This is a genomic window from Coprobacter sp. (assembly GCF_982436375.1).
Window position 1 is genome coordinate 1 of record NZ_CEWDCG010000108.1, and the last position, 10,034, is coordinate 10,034.

Below are 10,034 nucleotides of genomic sequence, written 5' to 3' on the forward strand. Positions count from 1 at the left end.
ATGCATTTTTTCTGAAAAACAGCCCAAAAATATTTATATTTTTTAACTATACAACCTAAACAAAATAGTATTATAACATTGTTTTATTCTCTTCATTACTGAAATATGCATATCTTTTTAAGCTACAAAAAATACATAACAGTATTTTAATTATCTTTGCAGCCCATATTTATAAGATACAATTTTATGAGCCAAAAGACCGAAATCATATTGATCAATATCTCCGGAGGTGATAAACCGGGAGTAACATCAGCTCTAACACGAATATTAGCACGTTATAATGCTACGATTCTCGACATCGGACAAGCAGACATTCACCACACCTTATCCTTGGGTATTCTCTTTAAAACGACTGATGATAATTCAGGAGAAATAATGAAAGATCTGTTATTCAAGGCTTATGAATTAGAAATAAATATCAAATTTTCTCCGATTAGTGAAAGTGAATATAACAGTTGGGTAAGCCTCCAAGGAAAAAACCGATATATCATCACGATCCTAAGCCGACAAATTACTGCCCGACAAATCGGAGAAGTGACTCGTGTCGTCGCAGAACAGGGATTAAACATCGATGCCATTCAACGGCTTACCGGAAGAATTCCTCTGGACGAATCGGCCCGTAAGCCAAAATCATGTATAGAACTTTCGGTCAGAGGAACTCCGAGAGATAAATCTTCAATGCAATCGAACTTTATGCAATTATCTTCGGAATTAGGTATGGATATATCTTTTCAACAAGACGATATGTTTCGCCGTTGCCGCCGCCTTATATGTTTTGATATGGATTCTACTCTCATCGAAACAGAAGTAATCGACGAATTGGCAATACGTGCCGGAGTCGGTGATGAAGTAAAAGCAATTACCGAATCTGCCATGCGTGGAGAAATCGATTTTTCCGAAAGTTTTGAACGAAGAGTGGCTTTATTAAAGGGACTCGATGTTTCTGTAATGGAAGATATTGCTCAAAATCTTCCTATAACGGAAGGCGTAGATCGTATGATGCAGGTTCTTAAAACAGCAGGATTCAAAATTGCGATCCTTTCGGGAGGATTCACCTATTTCGGAAATTACCTGAAAAAGAAATACGGAATAGATTATGTGTATGCAAACGAATTGGAAATAGAGAACGGGAAGTTGACAGGAAGACACATCGGCGATATTGTTGACGGAAAACGTAAAGCTGAACTATTACGTCTCATCGCACAAGTAGAAAACGTGGATATTGCTCAGACCATCGCTGTCGGTGACGGTGCCAATGACCTGCCCATGCTCAATATAGCTGGCTTGGGAATAGCTTATCATGCCAAACCGAAAGTAAAAGAAAACGCTTCCCAGTCTATCTCAACAATAGGTCTCGATGGTGTACTTTATTTCTTAGGTTTCAAAGATTCCTATATCGGAGACAATAAGATATAAATCAAAAAACTCAAATCCAAGATATAGATTTTCAGAAATACTCTGAAAATCTATATCCAAACAGATAATTTTACCCCAAAGTATATTTTTTTAGGTATTTTACTCGTTTACTACCAATACAATAATTTATAAAGGTTCTGCTATTAAAAAATAGCTTTTTGTATTAACGAAAAATCATTTATATTTGTCTCATTATTTATAATACTTGAAAAAACAGTAATACTTATGAAAAACAACAATTGGTATCCCTGGGTGGTAGTCGGTTTGCTATGGGTCGTTACCCTACTCAATTATATGGATCGTCAAATGCTCTCCACCATGCAAGAAGCAATGAAAATCGACATTTCTGAGCTAAACAAAGCCGAAGCTTTCGGTGCTTTAATGGCCGTTTTTTTATGGATTTACGGCTTTATGAGCCCCATTTCGGGGATGATCGCCGATCGTCTGAACAGAAAATGGCTGATAGTCGGAAGCTTGTTTGTATGGTCAACAGTCACCTATCTAATGGGATATGCAGACAGTTTTCAGGAGCTATATTGGTTAAGAGCTTTAATGGGAATAAGCGAGGCTCTTTACATTCCATCAGCGTTATCGCTTATCGCAGACTGGCATCAAGGAAAATCCAGATCATTGGCCATAGTCATACACATGACGGGATTATATGTAGGACAGGCAGTCGGTGGTTTCGGAGCTACAATCGCAGCGACATTTTCATGGCATTCCACTTTTCATTGGTTCGGAATCATAGGTATCGCCTACTCTCTGATTCTCATGTTCGCATTAAGAGAAAATCCGGCTCATAATATTAAAAAGACAAATATCCCAATTAATAATACAGAAAAGAAAATCTCTTTGTTTAGCGGATTATCTGTTCTTTTCTCGACATGGGCTTTTTGGATCATTCTTTTCTATTTTGCCGCACCCAGTCTTCCCGGATGGGCAACAAAAAACTGGTTACCCACATTATTTTCCGAGACACTGAATATTCCCATGTCCGAAGCCGGTCCTATATCTACGATTACCATTGCCGTCTCTTCATTTATAGGAGTTATTGTCGGTGGTATTTTATCGGATCGTTGGGTACAGAAAAACATTCGCGGAAGGGTTTACACAGGAGCTATCGGTTTAGGGATGACAATTCCGGCTCTAATGTTACTCGGCTTTGGAGAAAGTTTTATGGCAGTTGTCGGTGCAGGGTTACTTTTCGGAATAGGGTTCGGTATTTTCGATGCCAATAATATGCCTATCTTATGTCAATTTATATCCGCAAAATATCGCGGAACTGCCTACGGTATCATGAATATGACCGGTGTATTTGCCGGTGCAGCCGTAACAGAACAATTAGGTAAATGGACCGACGGAGGGAATTTAGGCATAGGTTTTGCCTTACTCAGTATCGTCGTTCTTGCAGCATTGCTCTTGCAAGTTTATTTTCTTCGTCCCAAGACAGATAATATGGAATAAATCATACATTAAAACATAACTACTATGGAAAAAATTAAAGGTCTTATAGATGCTCCGTTTACTCCATTCTATGAAAATGGAGAGGTAAACTACGAACCGATCGATGCATATGCAAAAATGCTCAAAAAAAACGGATTACAGGGTGTATTCATCAACGGTTCTTCAGGAGAAGGCTATATGTTGACGGAAGATGAACGAATGAAACTGGCCGAACATTGGATGGCCGCAGCTCCAGACGGGTTTAAGGTCATAGTTCATGTAGGCAGTTGCTGTGTAAGATCAAGTCGAATTTTGGCTGAACATGCACAAAAAATAGGCGCATGGGGTATTGGAGCGATGGCTCCTCCTTTCCCTAAAATCGGACGTATCGAAGAATTGGTGAAATATATCGAAGAGATCGCAATAGGAGCTCCGAATTTGCCATTCTACTATTACCATATTCCGGCCTTTAACGGAGCTTTTCTACCTATGGTAAAATTACTGGAGGCTGTTGACGGGCGGATTCCTAATTTTGCCGGTATCAAATATACATTCGAAAGCATGTATGAATATAATCAATGCCGGCTTTACAAAGGAGGAAAATATGATATGCTACACGGACAAGACGAGACGATATTGCCTTGCTTGGCTATGGGAGGTGCACGTGGAGGTATCGGCGGAACAACCAATTATAACGGTCGAGAACTGGTTGGAATCATTGATGCTTGGGAAAAAGGAGATCTCGAGTTGGCACGCGAACACCAGAACTTCTCTCAAGAAGTAATAAATGTCATATGCCGCTATCGGGGCAATATCGTAGGCGGAAAACGCATTATGAAACTTATCGGTCTGGATTTAGGCAAAAACCGAACGCCTTTTCAAAATATGACTGAAGAAGAAGAAATTCAAATGAAAGCCGAGCTTGAAGCTATCAACTTTTTTGATCGATGCAACAAACTTTAGACAAAGATGGATATAACAAAATATTTAGATACATGGGCTGTTTCTTATCGAAATGATCTCATAGAGAACATAATGCCCTTTTGGATGAAATTCGGTCTCGATCGTAAACATGGCGGAATATATACCTGTCTCGACCGAGACGGCAAATTAATGGACTCCACAAAATCGGTATGGTTTCAGGGGCGTTTCGGTTTTATCGCATCTTATGCCTACAATCACATAGAAAAAAAACAAGAATGGCTGGCTGCGTCCAAAAGTTGCATCGATTTCATAGAGACTCATTGTACCGATATTGACGGACATCTGTTTTTCGAAGTAACAGAAGAGGGAATACCTTTACGAAAAAGACGTTATGTTTTTTCTGAATGTTTTGCCGCTATCGCAATGTCGGAATATGCCATAGCCTCTGGAGACAAAAACTATGCAACAAAGGCATTGGAGATGTTTAAGAGGATTCTCAAGTTTCTCTCTACACCCGGTTTTTTAGAACCGAAATATTTACCGACACTGCAATCTCGTGGACATTCGATCACAATGATCCTCATCAACACGGCATCTCGAATACGGGAAGTAATTGAAGATCCTGTACTCGACCGACAAATAAATGAATCTCTGACCTCTATACGTCAATATTTCATGCATCCCGAATTTAAAGCTTTACTCGAAATGGTCGGTCCTAAGGGAGAACTTATAGATACTTGCAACGGTCGAACCATTAATCCGGGACATTGCATTGAGACTTCATGGTTTATTATGGAAGAAGCCCGACACAGGAACTGGGATAAAGACTTAGTACAATTGGCTCTACAAATTCTCGACTGGTCTTGGGAATGGGGCTGGGATAAAGAATACGGCGGCATTATCAACTTTCGTGACTGCAAAAATTTTCCACCTCAAGACTATTCTCAAGATATGAAATTCTGGTGGCCGCAAACAGAAGCCATCATCGCTACATTATATGCATATCGAGCTACACATGATGAAAAATATCTTGTCATGCATAAACAGATCAGCGATTGGACTTATTCTCATTTTCCGGATAAAAAATTCGGGGAATGGTATGGCTATTTGCATCGTGACGGAACAGTAGCCCAACCCGCCAAAGGGAACTTATTCAAAGGGCCTTTTCATATTCCGAGAATGATGATATGCAGCTATATGCTTTGTAAAGAAATGATTTGAAAATAACATGGGGACTCATTTATAAAACAATTTGCACACCAAGAGCAAAACAACGAGTTTACTCAGTTAGTTATGCCAAGGCACAATATTTATTCTGAACGATAGTTTAAAATAATAAATAAATGACAAAAAGAATCGTCTTTTTTCTCTATATGTCTTTATTCTTCCTGCCAAGTTTTGCCGGAGAAGAGTCATATACATACTCTGAAATAAAAAAAGAGCCTAAATCCCCCAAAACCGATTACAAAATCATATATGATTCAGAATGCAATATCCCAGTATCCTCTTTTCAAGCAGAGATTTTGGAATTTCCGGTCAGACTCGATTACGTTTACCGGATAAAAGGATTTCCTGACAAAGAAAAAGATTTTACAAAAGGCATTTCTGCCTGTTTTGCCGGTATTTTCAACAAACATAGTACACTGATGATAGGAGGAGGATGCAATTTTCCCGATATTTCGGCGGCAGACGGAGGAACTAAAAAATATTACCGAAGTATATATGCCGCCGAAGTTACCGAAGACTCGCTTTTCACATGGGAAAAAATCGGAGAATTTCCTCAAGATGTTGCCTATGGTGTTACCATATCTACACCCGACGGTATTCTTTGTATTGGAGGCATGAATGCAAAAAAAAGGCTGAATACAGTATATAGAATTACACTAAAAAACAAAAAAGCTGTATTGGAAACTTTACCGGCCTTACCTTGTACTTTAGACAACATGACAGGTTCATTGCTCGGCAACGTAGTGTATGTAGCCGGAGGTAATAAAAACGGTATCCCTTGTAACGATCTTTATTGTTTAGATTTAGACAGTCTTTCAAAAGGCTGGCAAAAATTACAGGACTTTCCGAGATCTCCACGCATACAAGCCGTCAGTGCAGCACAAATCGGCCCACACGGAGAACAAATATTTTGTTTATGGGGAGGCTTCTCTACTTCTGACGGAAATCGACAGGCAACTTTATCGACAGACGGTTATGCTTATTCTCCAAGTACAAAAAAATGGGTTTCATTACCCGATCCTACAAACAACGAAGGAGAGACAGTTTCTTTAGGAGGTGGTAGCATCATTGCCTTATCCGACAGCTTGATATTATGTACAGGAGGAGTAAACAAAGATATATTTTTACAAGCCCTTAAACACAATGCTCCCGACTACCTGTTACATCCCATAGAATGGTATCGTTTCAATAATCGTTTACTGGTATATAACTCTCGTCAAAAAAGATGGAAAGAAATTGCAAAAGTATCTGAGACTGCCAGAGCCGGAGCATCTCTCATTTTCGACAGCTATGGTTATTTACTTATCAACGGGGAACTAAAACCCGGCATTCGTACTCCGGATATAACAAGAATTCTGCTAAAAACAGAAACAAATTCAAAACCAATAAACCGAATTATCCCTAATAAAAATGAATATTAAAAATAAAGGAACTGATCTTTTAGTATCTTCATTTGGAGATGTATTAAATAAAAAATATGATTTGGTCATATTACCATGGGGAGCTACCGAACCGCATAATTTGCATTTACCGTATTTAACCGACTGTATTTTATCGCATAGTATCGCTGTCGATGCAGCAAAAATCGCAAAAGATCATTTCGGCGTAAACAGTATGGTTATGCCTCCGATTACTTTGGGTGCTCAAAACCCGGGTCAGCGGGAATTAAGTTTCTGCATACATGCCCGTTATGAGACTCAAAAAGCAATTCTGACAGATATTGTCTCGTCTCTCCACATACAAGGGATCAATAAGTTAGTCATCATTAACGGTCATGGTGGAAATTGCTTTAAAAATATGATCCGAGATATGTCGATAGATTATCCGGATTTTTTAATTGCCACAAGTGAATGGTATACAGTACTCCCGGCAAAACAATATTTCGACACTCCAGGAGATCATGCAGATGAAGTAGAAACTTCGGTCATGATGCATTATTATCCGGAATTAGTCAATCTCAAAAACGCCGGTAAAGGGAAATATAAATCATTCGCTTTAGAATCTCTAAGAGAAAAAGTTGCTTGGATACCTCGCAATTGGCAAAAAGTATCTGAAGATACCGGTATCGGCGATCCGGCTCTCTCCACAGCAGAAAAAGGGAAATGCTTTGCCAATGCCATAGCCGATAAATATGCCCAGTTATTTGCCGAGCTCAGTCGAATAGAAGAAACAGGAATTTATGAAAAAGAAAACGATAAATAATAATAACCGATAAGATATACATAAGATAAATAGGCAAAACAAAATATAGTATTTACAAGCCGGCCTGAATTTTGCTTGAACAAAGTTTAAGCCGGCTCTTATAACCGACAAAAAATAATACTCGATAAATAATAAATCTCCTATCCCTGAAAACAGAAATACAGTTTTTGAATCTATCTCTTCTATCGATACCGATCTGTCCCAACAAAAAACAAGATCGGAAATAAAGCGAAAGAAAATATTTCATAAAACAAAGAACAAGCAAAAAAGTAATTTTGTTAAACGGATAACTGTTCTTTTGCTATTTAAGCATATCAATTAAAAAAAGTATATAGTATCTCAAAATCATTTTATCCATAAAGATTTGTTCTAAAAAAATCTGTACATTTGACTGATTATTCTTTTTGACTGAAAACTGTATATGAAAAGATTCTTGCTCATATTTACCGCATTTTTGACACTTTCATCCGTTTCTTTTTCTCAAACTGTCGGATTAGTACTCAGCGGAGGCGGGGCGAAAGGAATCGCTCATATCGGAATTATCCAAGCTCTTGAGGAGAACAATGTTCCCATCGATTACATTGCAGGAACTTCAATGGGTGCTATCGTAGGCGCTTTATATGCAATGGGATATACTCCTGCCGAAATGATCGAACTGATAAAGTCCGATGATTTTGCATCTTGGTCAACAGGAAAGATGGAAGAAAAATATATCTACTATTTCAAAAAACCCGATCAAACACCTGAATTTGCTTCTTTCAAAATAGGTTTGAAAGATTCCAGTAAAATAACGCCGCATTTTTTGCCCAAAAGTTTAATAAATCCTCTCCCGATGAATTTGGCATTCATGCGTATATTTGCTCCTTATACAGCACAATCAGGAGGAAATTTCAACAATTTGTTCGTACCGTTCCGGGCCGTAGCTTCGGATGTTTACCATAAACGTCCGGTTATATTCGAAAAAGGAGATTTAGGTGATGCCGTACGTGCCTCTATGAGTTTCCCATTCGTATTTAAACCTATCGAAATAGATAGTGTATTGCTATATGATGGAGGTATCTATAATAATTTCCCGATAGATGTCATGAAAAAGGATTTCAATCCGGATATTATCATCGGAAGCAATGTATCTTCAAATCCTGAAAAGCCTAAGGAAGATAATCTCATGGCACAAATCGAAAATATGGTCATGCAAAAGACAGATTATAAGATCAAAGAAGAAGACGGAATTCTAATCGATTTCAATTTAAAAGAGTATAATCTCCTCGATTTTCCGAAAGCAGACCAAATTTTCAAAATCGGATATGATAAAGCCGTGTCGATGATGGATTCTATAAAATCAAGAATACCCAGAGAACTGCCATCTGAAACACGGAAACTCCAAAGAATGGTATTCAAAAGCAAAACTCCGGAACTCTTATTCGAAGATATATCTATTAAAGGAGGCAATCACTCTCAACAAAATTATATTCGTAAACAGTTTCAATTAGACGAAAATAAACTCCTCGATCAAGAAGATGTCAAACAATCTTACTACAAACTACTCTCCGATTCGAAAATCTCCGATCTTATTCCACACGCTGTATACGATGAAGAATCCGGGAACTTCAAACTTTTATTGAATGCAAAGCTCGAGGATAATATAGCCATAGGATTAGGAGGATATATCTCTTCAGGAAATACCAATCAAATCTATTTAGGAGCAAAATACAGAACTTTAAGTCTCTATTCTTTGGATTTCGACTTAAACGGACAATTCGGAAGATCGTATAATACAGGATTGGCCTCCGCTCGTTTCGAACTGCCGGGAACAATACCTATGTACCTGAAATTTATCGGAGTAGTGTCCAAAAAGAAATATTACGAAAGTGAAAAACTTTTTCAAATCGAAGAATCTCCGACATTTATCACTCAAAGCGAAAATTACGTAAAACTCCGTATGGGTCTTCCGTTCCTTACAAACGCAAAAACCGAAGTAACGTTAGGATACGGATATTTATATGACAAATATTACCAATCAAATACGGTTGACTATTCACAAATTCAGGCAGATAGAAGTTCTTATCGATTGGCAATGGGGTCACTACGTTTTGAAAAAAATACTCTGAACAGTTTTATGTTTCCGGTAACAGGAAATCGAGTTTCCGTAATCGGAGAGGCCGTTTATGGACGAGAAATGTTCAGACCCTCCGACCCCAATTTACACACTGAAAAAGCAACTCACTCATGGTTGCAACTTTCTGGAACTTACGATCAATATTTCAATACCGCACCCAAATTCACACTCGGAGTACGCAGTGAAATAGTTGTTTCCAGCAAAAACTTTTTCAGTAATTATACTGCTACTATTATTCAAGCTCCGGCATTCACTCCTACCCCGCACAGCAAAATGGTCTTTAATGAGGCTTTTAGAGCAAACCAATATATTGCTGCCGGGATTCTTCCTATTTGGAAAATCATTAACAATTTACAATTACGTACAGAGTTATATGGATTTGTACCCTTTTTTGAAATTAAACAAGGTAAAAACAATCAGCCTTATTACGGACGCTTCATGAACTCTTTTAAATATATGGGAGAAATTGCTTTAGTGTACGATCTGCCTTTTGCCTCAATCAGCATTTATACTAATCATTATAGCTACCCCAAAAAGAACTGGAACTTCGGTATCGGGTTAGGACTATTATTATATAATCCTAAATTCTTAGAATAAGAAATTGTTTAAATTTAGCCCGGACATTTCAAGCGTTATCATCTCTTGATTTGCAGAATCTATTTTCTGCAAAAAAAGATTCTGATTTATTATTTGCAAAACAAAAATT

Annotated in this window: 7 protein-coding genes; all 7 read left to right on the forward strand. The window is 38.0% G+C overall.

Annotation, left to right across the window (positions count from 1 at the left end; all coding sequences use genetic code 11):
• Positions 1 to 186: 186 nt before the first annotated feature.
• The 7 genes from serB to AC1WHX_RS07485 all read left to right on the forward strand — a co-directional run bounded on the left by serB (position 187) and on the right by AC1WHX_RS07485 (position 9,925).
• Positions 187 to 1,416, forward strand: a complete 1,230-nt coding sequence (gene serB / locus AC1WHX_RS07455) for a phosphoserine phosphatase SerB (protein WP_270214271.1) — start codon at positions 187 to 189, stop codon at positions 1,414 to 1,416.
• A 225-nt stretch (positions 1,417 to 1,641) separates the two neighbouring features.
• The gene (locus tag AC1WHX_RS07460) at positions 1,642 to 2,880 is read left to right on the forward strand and encodes an MFS transporter (protein ID WP_481229087.1); all 1,239 of its coding nucleotides are present in this window, start codon (positions 1,642 to 1,644) and stop codon (positions 2,878 to 2,880) included.
• A gap of 24 nt (positions 2,881 to 2,904) precedes the next feature.
• A complete protein-coding gene (locus AC1WHX_RS07465) occupies positions 2,905 to 3,822 on the forward strand; it encodes a dihydrodipicolinate synthase family protein (RefSeq protein WP_122337429.1) in 918 nt (305 codons plus the stop codon).
• A gap of 6 nt (positions 3,823 to 3,828) precedes the next feature.
• On the forward strand, positions 3,829 to 5,004 hold the full coding sequence (locus tag AC1WHX_RS07470) for an AGE family epimerase/isomerase (protein WP_303116713.1): 1,176 nt from the start codon (positions 3,829 to 3,831) through the stop codon (positions 5,002 to 5,004).
• Positions 5,005 to 5,126: 122 nt separating this feature from the next.
• Positions 5,127 to 6,431 carry a cyclically-permuted mutarotase family protein gene (locus tag AC1WHX_RS07475; protein ID WP_303116711.1) on the forward strand — a complete coding sequence of 435 codons (1,305 nt, stop codon included), beginning with the start codon at positions 5,127 to 5,129 and terminating at the stop codon, positions 6,429 to 6,431.
• The gene (locus AC1WHX_RS07480; protein ID WP_278582751.1) at positions 6,421 to 7,212 is read left to right on the forward strand and encodes a creatininase family protein; all 792 of its coding nucleotides are present in this window, start codon (positions 6,421 to 6,423) and stop codon (positions 7,210 to 7,212) included. Before AC1WHX_RS07475 ends, AC1WHX_RS07480 begins: the two co-directional genes overlap by 11 nt.
• A gap of 421 nt (positions 7,213 to 7,633) precedes the next feature.
• The gene (locus AC1WHX_RS07485; protein ID WP_022390965.1) at positions 7,634 to 9,925 is read left to right on the forward strand and encodes a patatin-like phospholipase family protein; all 2,292 of its coding nucleotides are present in this window, start codon (positions 7,634 to 7,636) and stop codon (positions 9,923 to 9,925) included.
• The last annotated feature ends 109 nt before the right edge of the window (positions 9,926 to 10,034 follow it).